The organism is Paucibacter sp. KCTC 42545 (genome assembly GCF_001477625.1).
Taxonomy (GTDB): Bacteria; Pseudomonadota; Gammaproteobacteria; order Burkholderiales; family Burkholderiaceae_C; genus Paucibacter_A.
The window spans coordinates 913036-933009 of sequence record NZ_CP013692.1; the positions used below are offsets into that span (position 1 = coordinate 913036).

The 19974-nt window shown below is 55.3% G+C and carries 5 protein-coding genes, 4 tRNA genes and 6 rRNA genes; all 15 read left to right on the plus strand.

Annotated features, from left to right (window positions below; all coding sequences use genetic code 11):
- The 15 genes from AT984_RS04000 (at position 1) to AT984_RS04070 (ending at position 19929) form a co-directional block, all read left to right on the plus strand.
- The gene (locus tag AT984_RS04000) at positions 1-813 is read left to right on the plus strand and encodes a spermidine synthase (RefSeq protein ID WP_058719007.1); all 813 of its coding nucleotides are present in this window, start codon (positions 1-3) and stop codon (positions 811-813) included.
- Positions 810-2600, plus strand: coding sequence for a GspE/PulE family protein (locus AT984_RS04005; RefSeq protein WP_058719008.1), 1791 nt, complete (start codon positions 810-812; stop codon positions 2598-2600). Before AT984_RS04000 ends, AT984_RS04005 begins: the two co-directional genes overlap by 4 nt.
- 91 nt (positions 2601-2691) lie before the next feature.
- On the plus strand, positions 2692-3156 hold the full coding sequence (locus AT984_RS04010) for a tripartite tricarboxylate transporter TctB family protein (protein WP_058719009.1): 465 nt from the start codon (positions 2692-2694) through the stop codon (positions 3154-3156).
- Between the two features lie 10 nt (positions 3157-3166).
- Positions 3167-4675: a tripartite tricarboxylate transporter permease gene (locus tag AT984_RS04015; RefSeq protein ID WP_058719010.1), complete on the plus strand. Its 1509-nt coding sequence runs from the start codon at positions 3167-3169 to the stop codon at positions 4673-4675.
- A gap of 497 nt (positions 4676-5172) precedes the next feature.
- A 16S ribosomal RNA gene (locus AT984_RS04020) occupies positions 5173-6696 on the plus strand.
- Positions 6697-6886: 190 nt separating this feature from the next.
- A tRNA-Ile gene (locus AT984_RS04025) sits at positions 6887-6963 on the plus strand.
- A 15-nt stretch (positions 6964-6978) separates the two neighbouring features.
- A tRNA-Ala gene (locus tag AT984_RS04030) sits at positions 6979-7054 on the plus strand.
- A 320-nt stretch (positions 7055-7374) separates the two neighbouring features.
- A 23S ribosomal RNA gene (locus AT984_RS04035) occupies positions 7375-10255 on the plus strand.
- 204 nt (positions 10256-10459) lie between these two features.
- A 5S ribosomal RNA gene (rrf, locus tag AT984_RS04040) occupies positions 10460-10572 on the plus strand.
- 424 nt (positions 10573-10996) lie between these two features.
- A 16S ribosomal RNA gene (locus tag AT984_RS04045) occupies positions 10997-12520 on the plus strand.
- A 190-nt stretch (positions 12521-12710) separates the two neighbouring features.
- A tRNA-Ile gene (locus AT984_RS04050) sits at positions 12711-12787 on the plus strand.
- A gap of 15 nt (positions 12788-12802) precedes the next feature.
- A tRNA-Ala gene (locus AT984_RS04055) sits at positions 12803-12878 on the plus strand.
- A 320-nt stretch (positions 12879-13198) separates the two neighbouring features.
- Positions 13199-16079, plus strand: a 23S ribosomal RNA gene (locus tag AT984_RS04060).
- A 204-nt stretch (positions 16080-16283) separates the two neighbouring features.
- Positions 16284-16396, plus strand: a 5S ribosomal RNA gene (gene rrf / locus AT984_RS04065).
- The 16S, 23S and 5S rRNA genes sit together here with 4 tRNA genes alongside, the layout of an rRNA operon.
- A gap of 605 nt (positions 16397-17001) precedes the next feature.
- The gene (locus AT984_RS04070) at positions 17002-19929 is read left to right on the plus strand and encodes a hypothetical protein (protein ID WP_058719011.1); all 2928 of its coding nucleotides are present in this window, start codon (positions 17002-17004) and stop codon (positions 19927-19929) included.
- The last annotated feature ends 45 nt before the right edge of the window (positions 19930-19974 follow it).

Sequence of the window (19974 nt, forward strand, 5' to 3'; positions counted from 1 at the left end):
ATGATCAGCAATAAGAAAAACAAGAGCGGCGCCAAACCCGTGTGGGCGCCCGCCACCCTGTCGGAATTTGATGGCGTGCGCTTTTTGCATCTGGACAGCATCTGGGTGCAGGGCGCCATGCGGATTCGCAAGCCGCAGCAGCTGGAGCTGGAGTACATCCAGCGCATGATGGTGTGGATGCTGTGGCGCGAGTCGGCGCAGTTGCGCGAGGGTCATGCCGTGCAACTGGGCCTGGGGGCTGCGGCCATCACGCGTTTTTGCCACAAGATGCTGCGTATGCGCACCACGGCGGTGGAAATCAACCCGACCGTGATCAGCGCCTGCCGGGCCTGGTTTCATTTGCCCGAGGACGATGCCAAGCTCACGGTCGTCAATGCCGACGCCGCCAGCTGGGTGGCCGAGCCCCAGCAGGCCGGCACGGCCGATGTGCTCAATATCGACCTCTACGATCACGACGCCGCTTCGCCGGTGCTGGACGATGAGGCCTTCTACGCCCACTGCCGCGACTTGCTGAGCGAGGGCGGGCTGATGACGGTCAATCTATTCGGCCGTGATGCCAGCTTCACCCGCAGCGCCTTGCGCATCGCCAAGGTGTTCGGCTCCGATCAGGTGTGGAGTTTGGCGCCGACCAAGGAGGGCAACACCATTGTGGTGGCGGCCCGAGGTGTGGCGGTGCCGGATCGCGAAGAACTGGAACGCAGAGCGGCTAATATCGAGTCGCAGTTCAGCCTGCCGGCGCGGAAGTGGTTGCGCCTGGTGCGGCCTTTGCCTTTAAACATCATCCAACAGCTGCAAGCCGAGTCCACAACATGAGCGTGAAAGCCACCTCCGCACCCAAAGCCAGCCCGCTCGAAGGCCGGCTGGACTGGCGGGCGATGTTGCATTGGCTGCTGGAAGACGGCTTGATCGACGAGGCCCAGGTGTTGCGCACCCAATCGCGCTTTGCGGCCGGCGACAGCTCTTTGCATCCCTTGGTGCGCCTGGGGCATGCCGGCCTGACCCGGCTCAGCAACGGCAAGGCCTTGGATGTGGATGCACTGACCGAATGGGTGGCCGGACGCGCCAAGCTGCCTTATCTGCGCATCGATCCGCTGAAGGTGGAGGTCGGCCGCGTCAGCGATGTGATGTCGGTGGGCTATGCCGAGGCCAAGCGCTGCTTGCCGGTGCAGGTCGGCTTGCTCGATGTGACGATTGCGACGTCTGAGCCCTTTGATACCTCTTGGGTTGCGCAGATCGAATCGCATATGCGCAAGCCCATCAAGCGGGTGGTGGCCAACCCGCTGGAGATTGCGCGCTACACGACCGAGTTTTTTACGCTCGCGCGGTCCGTGCGGGCGGCAGCCAAGGCGGGCGAGTCCAGCCAGGCCGCCAGCTTTGAGCAATTGGTGGAGCTGGGTCGTAGCAATAAACAGTTAGACGCCAATGACCAAGGCGTGGTCCAGGTGGTGGATTGGCTGTGGCAGTACGCTTTTGATCAGCGCGCCAGCGACATCCACTTGGAGCCGCGCCGCGATATGGGCGTGATTCGCTTCCGCATCGATGGCGTGCTGCATACCGTCTATCAATTGCCGCCCACGGTGATGAGTGCCATGACCTCGCGCATCAAGCTGCTGGGTCGCATGGATGTGGTGGAGCGCCGCCGGCCCCTGGATGGTCGCATCAAGACCCGCAACCCGGCCGGGGATGAGGTGGAAATGCGCCTGTCCACGCTGCCCACCGCCTTCGGTGAAAAGATGGTGATGCGGATTTTTGACCCCGACACCGCGGTCAAGGATCTGGCGAAGCTGGGTTTTTCTAGCCACGATAACGAGCGCTGGGAAAAGCTGGTGACGCAGCCGCATGGCATCATTTTGGTGACCGGCCCCACGGGCAGCGGCAAGACCACCACGCTTTATTCCACGCTCAAGCGCCTGGCCACCGAAGAGGTCAATGTCTGCACCATCGAAGACCCGATCGAAATGATCGAGCCGGCCTTCAACCAGACCCAGGTGCAAAGCGCGCTGGATCTGGGTTTTGCCGAAGGCCTGCGAGCGCTGATGCGCCAGGACCCCGACATCATCATGGTGGGCGAAATCCGCGACTTGGCCACTGCCGAGATGGCGATTCAGGCCGCCTTGACTGGGCACCTGGTGTTCTCGACCCTGCACACCAACGATGCCGCATCGGCCATCACCCGCCTGACCGATCTGGGTGTGCCTTCGTACTTGATCAGCGCTACCGTGATTGGCGTGCTGGCCCAGCGCTTGGTGCGCACCCTGTGCCCGCATTGCAAGGTGCCCGACCCGGCCGTGACGCGCGACACTTTGAACGAGATGCTCAAACACTGGCGCATGAATGGCGGCGTGAAGCCTTACAAGCCGGTGGGTTGCCTGGAATGCCGCCATACCGGCTACCGGGGCCGGGCAGGGCTGTACGAGTTGTTGACCATTGGCGAGTCGGTCAAGGCGCACCTGCATCCCGTCGCAGATATTTCAGCGCTGCGCCGTCAAGCCATGCAGGAGGGGCTGCGGCCCTTGCGCCTGGCAGGGGCCATGAAGGTGGCTGAGGGAGCTACAACGCTGGAAGAGATCTTGCGCAGCACGCCACAGTGGCAAAGTTGATGCTTGGCCGAGCGTCTCGGGGTCAGGTTTTGCCTCCCGGGATGTTAGCCACTTCATCGGCGCCGCATGTTCGAGGAATGGAAGCTAAAAAATGAAAATCAAGAGTCAGCGGGATTTTTGGTCGGGGCTGATCTTTGTGCTGGTCGGCGTTGCCTTTGCCTGGGGCAGTATGAGCTACAAGTTTGGCTCTTCCGCCCAGCCTGGGCCGGCCTACTTTCCATTCTTCTTGGGTGTGTTGCTGGCCTTGATGGGCGGCATGGTCTTGTTCAAGGCGCTGAGCATCGAGTCCGACGGGGGCGACCCGATCGGCAAGATCGCCTGGAAGCCGCTGCTCATCATCGTGGCCGCCATCATCGTGTTCGGCTTGGCCTTGCCGCGCTTGGGGCTGGTGCTGACCCTGCCGATTTTGGTCACCATGTCGGCCTTGGCTGGGAATCAGTTCCGCTGGAGAGATGCTTTGCTCAACAGCCTGATTCTGACGGCCATGAGTTGGGTGCTCTTCGTTTGGGGCTTGAAGCTGCAGCTTCCAGTCTGGCCTGTGATGTTCGGCGGCTGAGGGCCTAGGCATGGAATTATTTGATAACTTGGCGCTGGGCTTGCATGTCGCGATGACCTGGCAAAACCTGCTCTATGCCTTTGGCGGCGCGGTGCTGGGGACTTTGATTGGCGTGTTGCCGGGCCTTGGGCCCGTCGCCACCATCGCCATGCTGCTGCCTTCTATCTACGCGCTGGATGCCACCCCGGCCTTGATCATGCTGGCCGGCATTTATTACGGCGCGCAGTACGGTGGGTCCACCACGGCCATTCTCATCAATGTGCCGGGCGAATCCAGTTCGGTGGTCACCGCCATCGATGGCTATCAAATGGCGCGGCAGGGGCGGGCAGGGGCGGCTTTGTCGGCGGCTGCGCTGGGCTCATTCTTCGCGGGTTGTGTGGGCACCTTGTTCATCGCCGCCTTTTCGCAGCCCTTGATCGTCATGGCTTCGAGCTTTGGCCCGGCGGAGTACTTCTCGCTGATGGTTCTTGGCTTGGTGGGCGCCGTGGTGCTGGCCTCAGGCTCGCTGATCAAAGCCATCGCGATGATTCTGCTGGGCTTGCTGCTGGGGCAGATCAATACCGATGTGATCTCCGGCACGCCGCGCTTTTCCTTCGACATTCCTGAACTCACCGATGGCATTGGCTTCGTGGTGATCGCGATGGGCGTGTTCGGCTTTGGCGAGATCATCGCCAACCTGGGCCAGCCGGAAGAGGATAGGGAAGTCTTTACCAATGATGTGAAGGGGCTCTGGCCGACGCGACAAGACTTTCAGGAGGCCTGGCCCTCGGTGCTTAGAGGCACGGCGCTTGGTTCGGTGCTTGGCGTCTTGCCTGGAGGCGGGGCTTTGCTGGCTTCGTTCGCGGCCTACACACTGGAAAAGAAGATCGTCAAACGCCCGCGCATCCCATTTGGCAAAGGTGCGATCCAAGGTGTGGCCGGTCCGGAGTCTGCCAATAACGCCGGCGCACAGACCAGCTTTATTCCCATGCTGACCCTGGGTATTCCGCCGAATGCGGTCATGGCCTTGATGGTCGGCGCCATGACCATCAAGGGCATTCAGCCCGGCCCGCAGGTCATGACCAGCAACCCGGAGTTGTTTTGGGGGCTGATTGTGTCGATGTGGATTGGCAACTTGATGCTGGTTGTCTTGAACCTGCCGTTGATTGGCATTTGGATCAAGCTGCTGACGGTGCCGTATCGCTTTTTGTTCCCAGCCATCGTGGTCTTTTGCTGCATCGGTACTTACACCCTCAGCAACAACAGCTTCGATGTCTATATGACTGCGCTGTTCGCTCTGGTCGGCTATGTGTTCTACAAGCTCAGTTGTGAACCGGCGCCCCTGCTGCTTGGGTTCATTCTGGGCCCGATGATGGAAGAGAACCTGCGCCGGGCGTTGCTGCTTTCGCGGGGTGACTGGAGCACCTTCATGTCCCGCCCCTTGTCGGCAGGTCTGCTGATTGCGGCGCTGTTGATGGTCGTGGTGGTCATGCTCCCGACCATCAAGAGCAAACGCGAGGAAGCGTTTCAGGAGGATTGAGTCGCTGTGCTGTCTGCGCCGCCTCCCTTTTGAGTGCAGGGCTGGCGCCCCTGCCTTGCTCAGGCATCACAATAATCTGCCGAAAGTTTGGCGGCCCTCAAAATTCCTGTGCTACAGTAGAGGGCTTCGCTACAGAGAAGTTTGTTTCGGCAACGAGACAGTGCTGAATGAGAATTCAGTTTTGTAGCGTGAAGTGAGGGCGTTGAAAAACATATCGAAAGAAGTTTTTAAAGCGCTTGACCGGCTTGAAGAAAATAGGTCATAATCTCGCTTCTGTGCTGCTGACGTCAAGTCGGTGGCAAACAAGTTAACGAAGGCTGAGGCCGGAGTTGCTTGAGCTCTTTAATAATTCACAGCCGATAAGCGTGGGCGTTTGAAGATGAGTGCTGGTTGCAGGTGACTGCAGCCAAGTCTCTTAGACTTTAAACGCTCACGGAAATTAAGATTGGAATCATGCAAATGGTTTTAGTCGATTCCGTTGAGTAAAAAGCAAGATCGAACTGTAGAGTTTGATCCTGGCTCAGATTGAACGCTGGCGGCATGCCTTACACATGCAAGTCGAACGGTAACAGGTTAAGCTGACGAGTGGCGAACGGGTGAGTAATATATCGGAACGTGCCCAGTTGTGGGGGATAACTACTCGAAAGAGTGGCTAATACCGCATGAGACCTGAGGGTGAAAGCGGGGGATCGCAAGACCTCGCGCAATTGGAGCGGCCGATATCAGATTAGCTAGTTGGCGGGGTAAAAGCCCACCAAGGCGACGATCTGTAGCTGGTCTGAGAGGACGACCAGCCACACTGGGACTGAGACACGGCCCAGACTCCTACGGGAGGCAGCAGTGGGGAATTTTGGACAATGGACGCAAGTCTGATCCAGCCATGCCGCGTGCGGGAAGAAGGCCTTCGGGTTGTAAACCGCTTTTGTCAGGGAAGAAACGGGTTTCTCTAATACAGAGACCTAATGACGGTACCTGAAGAATAAGCACCGGCTAACTACGTGCCAGCAGCCGCGGTAATACGTAGGGTGCAAGCGTTAATCGGAATTACTGGGCGTAAAGCGTGCGCAGGCGGTTATGCAAGACAGAGGTGAAATCCCCGGGCTCAACCTGGGAACTGCCTTTGTGACTGCATAGCTAGAGTACGGTAGAGGGGGATGGAATTCCGCGTGTAGCAGTGAAATGCGTAGATATGCGGAGGAACACCGATGGCGAAGGCAATCCCCTGGACCTGTACTGACGCTCATGCACGAAAGCGTGGGGAGCAAACAGGATTAGATACCCTGGTAGTCCACGCCCTAAACGATGTCAACTGGTTGTTGGGAGGGTTTCTTCTCAGTAACGAAGCTAACGCGTGAAGTTGACCGCCTGGGGAGTACGGCCGCAAGGTTGAAACTCAAAGGAATTGACGGGGACCCGCACAAGCGGTGGATGATGTGGTTTAATTCGATGCAACGCGAAAAACCTTACCTACCCTTGACATGTCAGAGATCCCGCAGAGATGTGGGAGTGCTCGAAAGAGAATCTGAACACAGGTGCTGCATGGCCGTCGTCAGCTCGTGTCGTGAGATGTTGGGTTAAGTCCCGCAACGAGCGCAACCCTTGTCATTAGTTGCTACGAAAGGGCACTCTAATGAGACTGCCGGTGACAAACCGGAGGAAGGTGGGGATGACGTCAGGTCATCATGGCCCTTATGGGTAGGGCTACACACGTCATACAATGGCCGGTACAGAGGGCTGCCAACCCGCGAGGGGGAGCTAATCCCAGAAAACCGGTCGTAGTCCGGATCGTAGTCTGCAACTCGACTGCGTGAAGTCGGAATCGCTAGTAATCGCGGATCAGCTTGCCGCGGTGAATACGTTCCCGGGTCTTGTACACACCGCCCGTCACACCATGGGAGCGGGTTCTGCCAGAAGTAGTTAGCCTAACCGCAAGGAGGGCGATTACCACGGCAGGGTTCGTGACTGGGGTGAAGTCGTAACAAGGTAGCCGTATCGGAAGGTGCGGCTGGATCACCTCCTTTCTAGAAATGGTCGAGCCACGGTTGAGTTACTTGTAATTCAGCATGAGCGAGATCCACATGCACTCAGATTGAAGCGCCCACACTTATCGGCTGTAGTAACAACTGCAAGAGTAAATACAAAAAGCGTGAGCCTGCCGAGCTGGCCTCTAAGGTAAGCGTCTGAGCTCAGGAGCACGCGAGAAGAACGCGTGGGTCTGTAGCTCAGTTGGTTAGAGCACCGTCTTGATAAGGCGGGGGTCGCTGGTTCGAATCCAGCCAGACCCACCACGGAATTTAATTCCCGGGGGATTAGCTCAGCTGGGAGAGCACCTGCTTTGCAAGCAGGGGGTCGTCGGTTCGATCCCGTCATCCTCCACCATGTATTTACTCGAAGTTGGCAAACCAGAGCGTCTATAGAAGATGTTGTGGTTTGCCAGTTTTTATTGGCATTGTTCTTTAACAATTTGTAGAGTCGAATCAGCGTTGTCGACGGAAAGTTTAGTCTCTTCGTAAAGGGGACTAGACACCGTGCCGTCGGCAACATTTTGATTGCGTCAAACACAAGACTTCAACTGAGCAAGAAATTGTTTAGATATGAAGAACGGCGTAACGCGTAAATACTCAATAACGTATGGACTCATGAATGGGGTCTGTACGAGTTCTTGACCGACAGTGCCGTCAGCGCTGTCAAAGTTATAGGGTCAAGTGACTAAGTGCATATGGTGGATGCCTAGGCGATTACAGGCGACGAAAGACGTGATAGCCTGCGATAAGCTTCGGGGAGCTGGCAAATTAGCTTTGATCCGGAGATTTCTGAATGGGGAAACCCACCGCGCGAGCGGTAACTCTGACTGAATACATAGGTCATTGTGGCGAACCGGGTGAACTGAAACATCTCAGTAGCTCGAGGAAAAGACATCAACCGAGATTCCGAAAGTAGTGGCGAGCGAAATTGGAATAGCCTTTACGTTTTAGCATCGTGTATATCAGAACGGAATGGAAAGTCCGGCCATAGCGGGTGATAGCCCCGTATGAGAAATGCTGCGGTGTGGAACTAAGCGTAAGACAAGTAGGGCGGGACACGTGTAATCCTGTCTGAATATGGGGGGACCATCCTCCAAGGCTAAATACTCGTAATCGACCGATAGTGAACTAGTACCGTGAGGGAAAGGCGAAAAGAACCCCGGGAGGGGAGTGAAATAGATCCTGAAACCGTATGCATACAAAAAGTAGGAGCCGCAAGGTGACTGCGTACCTTTTGTATAATGGGTCAGCGACTTACATTCAGTGGCGAGGTTAACCGAATAGGGAAGCCGTAGAGAAATCGAGTCCGAATAGGGCGAATTAGTCGCTGGGTGTAGACCCGAAACCAAGTGATCTATCCATGGCCAGGATGAAGGTACCGTAACAGGTGCTGGAGGTCCGAACCGACTAATGTTGCAAAATTAGCGGATGAGCTGTGGATAGGGGTGAAAGGCTAAACAAACTTGGAAATAGCTGGTTCTCTCCGAAAACTATTTAGGTAGTGCCTCAAGTATTACCATCGGGGGTAGAGCACTGTTATGGCTAGGGGGTCATGGCGACTTACCAAACCATTGCAAACTCCGAATACCGATGAGTACAGCTTGGGAGACAGAGCACCGGGTGCTAACGTCCGGACTCAAGAGGGAAACAACCCAGACCGCCAGCTAAGGTCCCCAAAATTGGCTAAGTGGGAAACGAAGTGGGAAGGCTAAAACAGTCAGGATGTTGGCTTAGAAGCAGCCATCATTTAAAGAAAGCGTAATAGCTCACTGATCGAGTCGTCCTGCGCGGAAGATGTAACGGGGCTAAGCCAGTTACCGAAGCTGCGGATGTGCAATTTATTGCACGTGGTAGGAGAGCGTTCTGTAAGCCTGTGAAGGTGGGTTGTGAAGCCTGCTGGAGGTATCAGAAGTGCGAATGCTGACATGAGTAGCGTTAAAGGGGGTGAAAAGCCCCCTCGCCGAAAGCGCAAGGTTTCCTACGCAACGTTCATCGGCGTAGGGTGAGTCGGCCCCTAAGGCGAGGCAGAGATGCGTAGCTGATGGGAAACAGGTAAATATTCCTGTACCGATCTGTAATGCGATGTGGGGACGGAGAAGGTTAGCTCAGCCAACGGTTGGAAGTGTTGGTTCAAGCGTGTAGTCATGCCCCTTAGGCAAATCCGGGGGGCTAAGATGAGGCGTGATAACGAGAGTGCTTGCACTTGAAGTGAGTGATACCCTGCTTCCAAGAAAAGCCACTAAGCTTCAGTTACAGATTGACCGTACCGCAAACCGACACTGGTGCGCGAGATGAGTATTCTAAGGCGCTTGAGAGAACTCTGGAGAAGGAACTCGGCAAATTGACACCGTAACTTCGGAAGAAGGTGTGCCTCTATTAGGTGAAGAGATTTACTCTCGGAGCCGAATGGGGTCGCAGAGAATCGGTGGCTGCAACTGTTTATTAAAAACACAGCACTCTGCAAAGACGAAAGTCGACGTATAGGGTGTGACTCCTGCCCGGTGCTGGAAGATTAAATGATGGGGTGCAAGCTCTTGACTGAAGTCCCAGTAAACGGCGGCCGTAACTATAACGGTCCTAAGGTAGCGAAATTCCTTGTCGGGTAAGTTCCGACCTGCACGAATGGAGTAATGATGGCCACACTGTCTCCTCCAGAGACTCAGCGAAGTTGAAATGTTTGTGATGATGCAATCTCCCCGCGGAAAGACGGAAAGACCCCATGAACCTTTACTGTAGCTTTACATTGGACTTTGAACAGATCTGTGTAGGATAGGTGGGAGGCTTTGAAGTGAGGACGCTAGTTCTCATGGAGCCAACGTTGAAATACCACCCTGGTGTGTTTGAGGTTCTAACCTTGGTCCCTTATCGGGATTGGGGACAGTGTATGGTGGGCAGTTTGACTGGGGCGGTCTCCTCCCAAAGTGTAACGGAGGAGTTCGAAGGTACGCTAAATACGGTCGGAAATCGTGTTGATAGTGCATTGGCATAAGCGTGCTTGACTGCGAGACTGACAAGTCGAGCAGGTACGAAAGTAGGACAAAGTGATCCGGTGGTTCTGTATGGAAGGGCCATCGCTCAACGGATAAAAGGTACTCTGGGGATAACAGGCTGATACCGCCCAAGAGTTCATATCGACGGCGGTGTTTGGCACCTCGATGTCGGCTCATCTCATCCTGGGGCTGTAGCCGGTCCCAAGGGTATGGCTGTTCGCCATTTAAAGAGGTACGTGAGCTGGGTTTAAAACGTCGTGAGACAGTTTGGTCCCTATCTTCCGTGGGCGCTGCAAGATTGAGAGAGCCTGCTCCTAGTACGAGAGGACCGGAGTGGACGCACCTCTGGTGTATCGGTTGTCACGCCAGTGGCATCGCCGAGTAGCTAAGTGCGGAAGAGATAACCGCTGAAAGCATCTAAGCGGGAAACTCGTCTCAAGATGAGTCTTGCCGGGGCCTAGAGCCCCCTGAAGGGTCGTTCGAGACCAGGACGTTGATAGGCTGGGTGTGGAAGCGCAGTAATGCGTTAAGCTAACCAGTACTAATTGCCCGTGAGGCTTGACCCTATAACTTTGACAGTTCAGAAATGAACGTGTTCAAGGATTATTGAGTAGTCAATACAAGTTATACCGTTCTTCAAAGAAGTCGGTGTTAGCGCAATCAAAAAAGCTGATTCGAGTAATATGACAAACCCTCAAACGGTGTCATAATACGACTCTACAAATTGGATCGGTTGTTCGAGCGATTGAACAGCAGATCAACCAGTTAAGCCTGATGACCATAGCGAGGCGGTCCCACTCCTTCCCATCCCGAACAGGACAGTGAAATGCCTCAGCGCCGATGATAGTGCGGATTCCCGTGTGAAAGTAGGTCATCGTCAGGCTAATATTAAGCAAAACGCCCGGTCACTTGGCCGGGCGTTTCTGTCTTCAGTCTGTAGACACAAGCTGCTGCGTGCAGGGTTTGTGTTTGCGGATGCGCCAGGCGAGAGTCTGGTGATGCGAAGCAGAAGATGGCGGCGAGATGAAAATCTTGATGCAATAGGTGTTGACGATAGTGAAAACTTCTGACACAATCCCATCTCTGTGCTGCTGACGTCAAGTCGGTGGCAAACAAGTTAACGAAGGCTGAGGCCGGAGTTGCTTGAGCTCTTTAATAATTCACAGCCGATAAGCGTGGGCGTTTGAAGATGAGTGCTGGTTGCAGGTGACTGCAGCCAAGTCTCTTAGACTTTAAACGCTCACGGAAATTAAGATTGGAATCATGCAAATGGTTTTAGTCGATTCCGTTGAGTAAAAAGCAAGATCGAACTGTAGAGTTTGATCCTGGCTCAGATTGAACGCTGGCGGCATGCCTTACACATGCAAGTCGAACGGTAACAGGTTAAGCTGACGAGTGGCGAACGGGTGAGTAATATATCGGAACGTGCCCAGTTGTGGGGGATAACTACTCGAAAGAGTGGCTAATACCGCATGAGACCTGAGGGTGAAAGCGGGGGATCGCAAGACCTCGCGCAATTGGAGCGGCCGATATCAGATTAGCTAGTTGGCGGGGTAAAAGCCCACCAAGGCGACGATCTGTAGCTGGTCTGAGAGGACGACCAGCCACACTGGGACTGAGACACGGCCCAGACTCCTACGGGAGGCAGCAGTGGGGAATTTTGGACAATGGACGCAAGTCTGATCCAGCCATGCCGCGTGCGGGAAGAAGGCCTTCGGGTTGTAAACCGCTTTTGTCAGGGAAGAAACGGGTTTCTCTAATACAGAGACCTAATGACGGTACCTGAAGAATAAGCACCGGCTAACTACGTGCCAGCAGCCGCGGTAATACGTAGGGTGCAAGCGTTAATCGGAATTACTGGGCGTAAAGCGTGCGCAGGCGGTTATGCAAGACAGAGGTGAAATCCCCGGGCTCAACCTGGGAACTGCCTTTGTGACTGCATAGCTAGAGTACGGTAGAGGGGGATGGAATTCCGCGTGTAGCAGTGAAATGCGTAGATATGCGGAGGAACACCGATGGCGAAGGCAATCCCCTGGACCTGTACTGACGCTCATGCACGAAAGCGTGGGGAGCAAACAGGATTAGATACCCTGGTAGTCCACGCCCTAAACGATGTCAACTGGTTGTTGGGAGGGTTTCTTCTCAGTAACGAAGCTAACGCGTGAAGTTGACCGCCTGGGGAGTACGGCCGCAAGGTTGAAACTCAAAGGAATTGACGGGGACCCGCACAAGCGGTGGATGATGTGGTTTAATTCGATGCAACGCGAAAAACCTTACCTACCCTTGACATGTCAGAGATCCCGCAGAGATGTGGGAGTGCTCGAAAGAGAATCTGAACACAGGTGCTGCATGGCCGTCGTCAGCTCGTGTCGTGAGATGTTGGGTTAAGTCCCGCAACGAGCGCAACCCTTGTCATTAGTTGCTACGAAAGGGCACTCTAATGAGACTGCCGGTGACAAACCGGAGGAAGGTGGGGATGACGTCAGGTCATCATGGCCCTTATGGGTAGGGCTACACACGTCATACAATGGCCGGTACAGAGGGCTGCCAACCCGCGAGGGGGAGCTAATCCCAGAAAACCGGTCGTAGTCCGGATCGTAGTCTGCAACTCGACTGCGTGAAGTCGGAATCGCTAGTAATCGCGGATCAGCTTGCCGCGGTGAATACGTTCCCGGGTCTTGTACACACCGCCCGTCACACCATGGGAGCGGGTTCTGCCAGAAGTAGTTAGCCTAACCGCAAGGAGGGCGATTACCACGGCAGGGTTCGTGACTGGGGTGAAGTCGTAACAAGGTAGCCGTATCGGAAGGTGCGGCTGGATCACCTCCTTTCTAGAAATGGTCGAGCCACGGTTGAGTTACTTGTAATTCAGCATGAGCGAGATCCACATGCACTCAGATTGAAGCGCCCACACTTATCGGCTGTAGTAACAACTGCAAGAGCAAATACAAAAAGCGTGAGCCTGCCGAGCTGGCCTCTAAGGTAAGCGTCTGAGCTCAGGAGCACGCGAGAAGAACGCGTGGGTCTGTAGCTCAGTTGGTTAGAGCACCGTCTTGATAAGGCGGGGGTCGCTGGTTCGAATCCAGCCAGACCCACCACGGAATTTAATTCCCGGGGGATTAGCTCAGCTGGGAGAGCACCTGCTTTGCAAGCAGGGGGTCGTCGGTTCGATCCCGTCATCCTCCACCATGTATTTACTCGAAGTTGGCAAACCAGAGCGTCTATAGAAGATGTTGTGGTTTGCCAGTTTTTATTGGCATTGTTCTTTAACAATTTGTAGAGTCGAATCAGCGTTGTCGACGGAAAGTTTAGTCTCTTCGTAAAGGGGACTAGACACCGTGCCGTCGGCAACATTTTGATTGCGTCAAACACAAGACTTCAACTGAGCAAGAAATTGTTTAGATATGAAGAACGGCGTAACGCGTAAATACTCAATAACGTATGGACTCATGAATGGGGTCTGTACGAGTTCTTGACCGACAGTGCCGTCAGCGCTGTCAAAGTTATAGGGTCAAGTGACTAAGTGCATATGGTGGATGCCTAGGCGATTACAGGCGACGAAAGACGTGATAGCCTGCGATAAGCTTCGGGGAGCTGGCAAATTAGCTTTGATCCGGAGATTTCTGAATGGGGAAACCCACCGCGCGAGCGGTAACTCTGACTGAATACATAGGTCATTGTGGCGAACCGGGTGAACTGAAACATCTCAGTAGCTCGAGGAAAAGACATCAACCGAGATTCCGAAAGTAGTGGCGAGCGAAATTGGAATAGCCTTTACGTTTTAGCATCGTGTATATCAGAACGGAATGGAAAGTCCGGCCATAGCGGGTGATAGCCCCGTATGAGAAATGCTGCGGTGTGGAACTAAGCGTAAGACAAGTAGGGCGGGACACGTGTAATCCTGTCTGAATATGGGGGGACCATCCTCCAAGGCTAAATACTCGTAATCGACCGATAGTGAACTAGTACCGTGAGGGAAAGGCGAAAAGAACCCCGGGAGGGGAGTGAAATAGATCCTGAAACCGTATGCATACAAAAAGTAGGAGCCGCAAGGTGACTGCGTACCTTTTGTATAATGGGTCAGCGACTTACATTCAGTGGCGAGGTTAACCGAATAGGGAAGCCGTAGAGAAATCGAGTCCGAATAGGGCGAATTAGTCGCTGGGTGTAGACCCGAAACCAAGTGATCTATCCATGGCCAGGATGAAGGTACCGTAACAGGTGCTGGAGGTCCGAACCGACTAATGTTGCAAAATTAGCGGATGAGCTGTGGATAGGGGTGAAAGGCTAAACAAACTTGGAAATAGCTGGTTCTCTCCGAAAACTATTTAGGTAGTGCCTCAAGTATTACCATCGGGGGTAGAGCACTGTTATGGCTAGGGGGTCATGGCGACTTACCAAACCATTGCAAACTCCGAATACCGATGAGTACAGCTTGGGAGACAGAGCACCGGGTGCTAACGTCCGGACTCAAGAGGGAAACAACCCAGACCGCCAGCTAAGGTCCCCAAAATTGGCTAAGTGGGAAACGAAGTGGGAAGGCTAAAACAGTCAGGATGTTGGCTTAGAAGCAGCCATCATTTAAAGAAAGCGTAATAGCTCACTGATCGAGTCGTCCTGCGCGGAAGATGTAACGGGGCTAAGCCAGTTACCGAAGCTGCGGATGTGCAATTTATTGCACGTGGTAGGAGAGCGTTCTGTAAGCCTGTGAAGGTGGGTTGTGAAGCCTGCTGGAGGTATCAGAAGTGCGAATGCTGACATGAGTAGCGTTAAAGGGGGTGAAAAGCCCCCTCGCCGAAAGCGCAAGGTTTCCTACGCAACGTTCATCGGCGTAGGGTGAGTCGGCCCCTAAGGCGAGGCAGAGATGCGTAGCTGATGGGAAACAGGTAAATATTCCTGTACCGATCTGTAATGCGATGTGGGGACGGAGAAGGTTAGCTCAGCCAACGGTTGGAAGTGTTGGTTCAAGCGTGTAGTCATGCCCCTTAGGCAAATCCGGGGGGCTAAGATGAGGCGTGATAACGAGAGTGCTTGCACTTGAAGTGAGTGATACCCTGCTTCCAAGAAAAGCCACTAAGCTTCAGTTACAGATTGACCGTACCGCAAACCGACACTGGTGCGCGAGATGAGTATTCTAAGGCGCTTGAGAGAACTCTGGAGAAGGAACTCGGCAAATTGACACCGTAACTTCGGAAGAAGGTGTGCCTCTATTAGGTGAAGAGATTTACTCTCGGAGCCGAATGGGGTCGCAGAGAATCGGTGGCTGCAACTGTTTATTAAAAACACAGCACTCTGCAAAGACGAAAGTCGACGTATAGGGTGTGACTCCTGCCCGGTGCTGGAAGATTAAATGATGGGGTGCAAGCTCTTGACTGAAGTCCCAGTAAACGGCGGCCGTAACTATAACGGTCCTAAGGTAGCGAAATTCCTTGTCGGGTAAGTTCCGACCTGCACGAATGGAGTAATGATGGCCACACTGTCTCCTCCAGAGACTCAGCGAAGTTGAAATGTTTGTGATGATGCAATCTCCCCGCGGAAAGACGGAAAGACCCCATGAACCTTTACTGTAGCTTTACATTGGACTTTGAACAGATCTGTGTAGGATAGGTGGGAGGCTTTGAAGTGAGGACGCTAGTTCTCATGGAGCCAACGTTGAAATACCACCCTGGTGTGTTTGAGGTTCTAACCTTGGTCCCTTATCGGGATTGGGGACAGTGTATGGTGGGCAGTTTGACTGGGGCGGTCTCCTCCCAAAGTGTAACGGAGGAGTTCGAAGGTACGCTAAATACGGTCGGAAATCGTGTTGATAGTGCATTGGCATAAGCGTGCTTGACTGCGAGACTGACAAGTCGAGCAGGTACGAAAGTAGGACAAAGTGATCCGGTGGTTCTGTATGGAAGGGCCATCGCTCAACGGATAAAAGGTACTCTGGGGATAACAGGCTGATACCGCCCAAGAGTTCATATCGACGGCGGTGTTTGGCACCTCGATGTCGGCTCATCTCATCCTGGGGCTGTAGCCGGTCCCAAGGGTATGGCTGTTCGCCATTTAAAGAGGTACGTGAGCTGGGTTTAAAACGTCGTGAGACAGTTTGGTCCCTATCTTCCGTGGGCGCTGCAAGATTGAGAGAGCCTGCTCCTAGTACGAGAGGACCGGAGTGGACGCACCTCTGGTGTATCGGTTGTCACGCCAGTGGCATCGCCGAGTAGCTAAGTGCGGAAGAGATAACCGCTGAAAGCATCTAAGCGGGAAACTCGTCTCAAGATGAGTCTTGCCGGGGCCTAGAGCCCCCTGAAGGGTCGTTCGAGACCAGGACGTTGATAGGCTGGGTGTGGAAGCGCAGTAATGCGTTAAGCTAACCAGTACTAATTGCCCGTGAGGCTTGACCCTATAACTTTGACAGTTCAGAAATGAACGTGTTCAAGGATTATTGAGTAGTCAATACAAGTTATACCGTTCTTCAAAGAAGTCGGTGTTAGCGCAATCAAAAAAGCTGATTCGAGTAATATGACAAACCCTCAAACGGTGTCATAATACGACTCTACAAATTGGATCGGTTGTTCGAGCGATTGAACAGCAGATCAACCAGTTAAGCCTGATGACCATAGCGAGGCGGTCCCACTCCTTCCCATCCCGAACAGGACAGTGAAATGCCTCAGCGCCGATGATAGTGCGGATTCCCGTGTGAAAGTAGGTCATCGTCAGGCTAATATTAAGCAAAACCCCCAGCTCGCAAGAGTTGGGGGTTTTTTGCTTTGGGGCGCCGCTTTTGATTGGGCTATTGCTGTTCAGTTGCCGTCGCCGCGTTTGGTCAATCATCGTGTTAACCGCTTACAGCCGTTTCGCGTCATATCGCTTAAATCGGCTACTTGGGCAAACAAGCATAGCTTTCACGGCCTTACCTGCATAATCGGTTCATAGTTCAGCCGCCGCGTCTACAGCGAGAAATTTGGGTCTGCCTGCTGGCGGTGGGTGCATGAGTGGTCTGCGTTGACACGGCAGTCGCGCTACCTTCTGGTTCGTCTGGTGGGGTATTGAGCCAAGCGCGCTCAATGATGAGGAGCGTCAAGTGAGGTTGATTCGAGGCGATGTCGCGGGGGCTTTGATGTCAATGGCAACGGCCATGATGTCCTTGCCGAGTTCAGCAGATCAGCCAACGCCGGTGCAGAAGCTTGGCACACGCGTGGAAGTGCTGGACGACTTCAAGGCCGCCTCGTTGCCGCAGGCGTCGACTAAGGCCAGCAAGGCGGCGAGGTCGCCTGTTGCAAGTTCTCCGTGGACAGCATCGGGCTCTGAGCAGGTTCGAGCCAGTTTGCGCCACGAGGTCGGTGGCGGCCTGTGCTTGGACTATGACTTTGGCGGAGTCGTCGGTTACGCCGTGATGCGGCGTAACTTGTCGGTGAATTGGCCTGAGCGCTTCGAGTTGTTGACCAAGCTAAAAGGCGTTGGTGGGCCCAATGATTTGCAGATCAAGCTACTTGATGGATCTGGCGAGAACGCCTGGTGGGCCAACAAGCCGGCCACTGTTTTGCCGGCCAAATACAGCGAGCTGAAACTGCGCAGCAGGCAAATTGAGTTCGCTGGTGGGCCGGCGAAAGACAAGCGCTTGCGCAGCACGCAAAGCATTGAGTTTGTCATTTCCTCTGGGGCTGGAGACCGTGCCGGTGGCAAAGGCTCATTGTGTTTGGCGAATCTCAGTTTGATCGAACGGGTGCCTGAGCCAATCAATGTGATCGAGCCCAAGGTGCTGGTGGACAGCGGCTTCGTCGATTTCGATTTCCATAGCCCGCGCGAGTTCAATGGTTTGGCCTTGCGTTGGCCGGCATTTGCTCGCGGGATCAATTACGAGATTTTGTCGTCCCAGGATGGCAAGGCTTGGCAGTCTTTGCGCACCGTCAAGGGCAGTGACGGTGGCTTGGATGCCGTCTTTTTGCCCGACAGTGAGTCACGCTGGTTGCGCATCAAATCTAGTGTGATGGCGCAACCCTTGCTGGAGCTTCGTTCGGCTACGCAATGGCCGAATATCAATGTTGTTTTGGCGAGCTTGGCCCAGGATAAGCCTCGGGCTGAGGTGCCGCGTGGTGATGTTCCGCGGGCCTGGTTGGGTGAGCAGAACTATTGGACGCTGGTAGGCGTGGACGGAGGCGGCCAACGTTCAGCCCTGATGAGTGAAGACGGTGCTCTGGAGGTCGGCCGCGGCGCCTACAGCATCGAGCCGGTTGTGAAGTTGGACGACGGCACGGTGGTTAGCTGGGCTAACGTGGCAGTGACGCAGAGCCTGCGCGATGGCTATTTGCCGCTGCCCACGGTGCATTGGCAACATCCGGCGTTCAGTCTCGACGTGGAGGCTGCAGCCGATGGCCCGCGCCAGTCGCCCAATTTGTTGGCGCGTTATGTTCTGCGCAATACGAGCGAGCGCAAGCAACTCTACACCCTCGCACTGGCTGTACGCCCCTGGCAGGTGAACCCGCCGCAGCAGTACTTGGCAATGCCGGGTGGGGCCAGCGCGGTGCGCAGCCTGCGCTGGCAGAACAATGAACTGCTGGTGAACGGTGCGGCGGGGCCTCACCCCACCGAAGTGCCGCAGTTCATCACCGGCCTGCCTTTTGACGGGGGCTTGACCCTCAAGGCCTTGCTGGGTGGCGCAAATCTTGGCAGCCTGAACGATCCGCAAGAGTTGGCTTCGGGCATGTTGCAGTTCCGCTTTTTGCTCGCCCCAGGTGAGTCCCGCACCTTGGGTTGGGTGGCGCCATTGAGTGGCTCCGACGTCAAACCCGGCAGGGTGGGGCAGCTGGGGGCCGCGGAGTTGGCCCAACGCATGGATCTGGTGGCGGCACTTTGGCGTGAGCGGCTCAATCGCGTCAGCATCCAGGCGCCGGCCCGCGCGCAGCCTATCGTCAACAGCCTGCGCAGCTCATTGGCCCATATCTTGATGTCACGCGACGGCGTGGTACTGCGCCCCGGCACTCGGTCCTACCCACGCAGTTGGATACGCGAAGGCGCCATGATGGCTGCGGCCTTGTTGCGTATGGGCGAGTTGGAGGCTGCTCGCGATTTCGTCGACTGGTATGGCGATCGAGTCTTCGTCGGTGGCAAGGTGCCTTGCTGCGTGGATGTGCGCGGTGTCGACCCTGTGGATGAATACGACAGCCAAGGCCAATATCTCTATGCGGTGGCTGAGGTCTGGCGGCACGGCCATGACCATGATTTCTTGCAACATCATTGGGCGCGTGTGCAGGCCGTGATGGGCTGGATGGAGAGCCTGCGACAGCGTGAGCGCAAAAGTAATAATCGCCAAATTGAGCGGGCCCATTTGTTTGGCTTGATGCCGCCATCGATCAGCCACGAGGGGTATGCGGACAAGCCGGCCTACTCTTACTGGGACGATTTCTGGGCCCTGCGTGGCTACAAGGATGCCGTCATCATGGCGCGCGTTATGGGCCAGCATCAGCAGGCAGAGCAATGGGCGGCGCAGCGGGATGAGTTTCAAGGTGAGTTGATGGCCAGCATTGCCGCAACGGCCAAACGCTTCCATATCGACACCATTGCCGGCGCTGCAGACCGGGGGGATTTCGACCCGACCTCGTCTTCAATCGCGCTTGACCCGGCGCAGGCGCAAGACGCGCTGCCGGCCAGCTTGCTGGCGGGCACCTTTGAGCGCTACTGGAGCGAGATGAATGCGCGCAGCGAAGGCCAGCGCACCTGGACGGACTACACCCCATATGAGTTGCGCACGGTGTGTGCCTTCGTGCGCCTCGGCCAGGCGGAACGCGCGCATGCCATGCTGGATTTCTTCTTCAAGCATCAGCGCCCGGCGGGCTGGAATCAATGGGCCGAGGTGGTACTGCCGGAGGCGCGCGAGCCGCGCTTTCTGGGTGAAATGCCGCATGCCTGGGTGTCATCCGACTTCATCCGCTCGGCCCTGGATATCTTCGCTTTTGAGCGCGAGAAGCCAGGCCAGTTGTTGATCGGCGCGGGTTTTAAGCCGGAGTGGCTGAGCCAGGGCGATGTGACCGTGCGCGGCCTTGCCACGGCTTACGGGCCCTTGAGCTATGCGCTTGAACGCACGGATTGGGGTTGGCGCTTGACGCTGGAGCAGGCCGGTGCGCCGACCCGTCTGGTTTGGCCTGGCAGCATGAGCCTGCCGCGCGCTGCAGCGGATGGCAAGCCCTTGCTGTGGGAGGGGCGTGAGTTGCCGCTGCCGGTGGCGCCGGCCACCATTTCACTCTCGGCGGATTGAGGTTTGCTGGGCCAAATTGGCCCTGTCGAGCGGCGAGCTTGGTTG

Bases quoted from the DNA above. Each gene is read 5' to 3' on its own strand.
- AT984_RS04000 (WP_058719007.1), top strand. From the start codon at position 1: ATGATCAGCAATAAGAAAAACAAGAGCGGCGCCAAACCCGTGTGGGCG.
- AT984_RS04010 (WP_058719009.1), top strand. From the start codon at position 2,692: ATGAAAATCAAGAGTCAGCGGGATTTTTGGTCGGGGCTGATCTTTGTG.
- AT984_RS04015 (WP_058719010.1), top strand. From the start codon at position 3,167: ATGGAATTATTTGATAACTTGGCGCTGGGCTTGCATGTCGCGATGACC.
- AT984_RS04005 (WP_058719008.1), top strand. From the start codon at position 810: ATGAGCGTGAAAGCCACCTCCGCACCCAAAGCCAGCCCGCTCGAAGGC.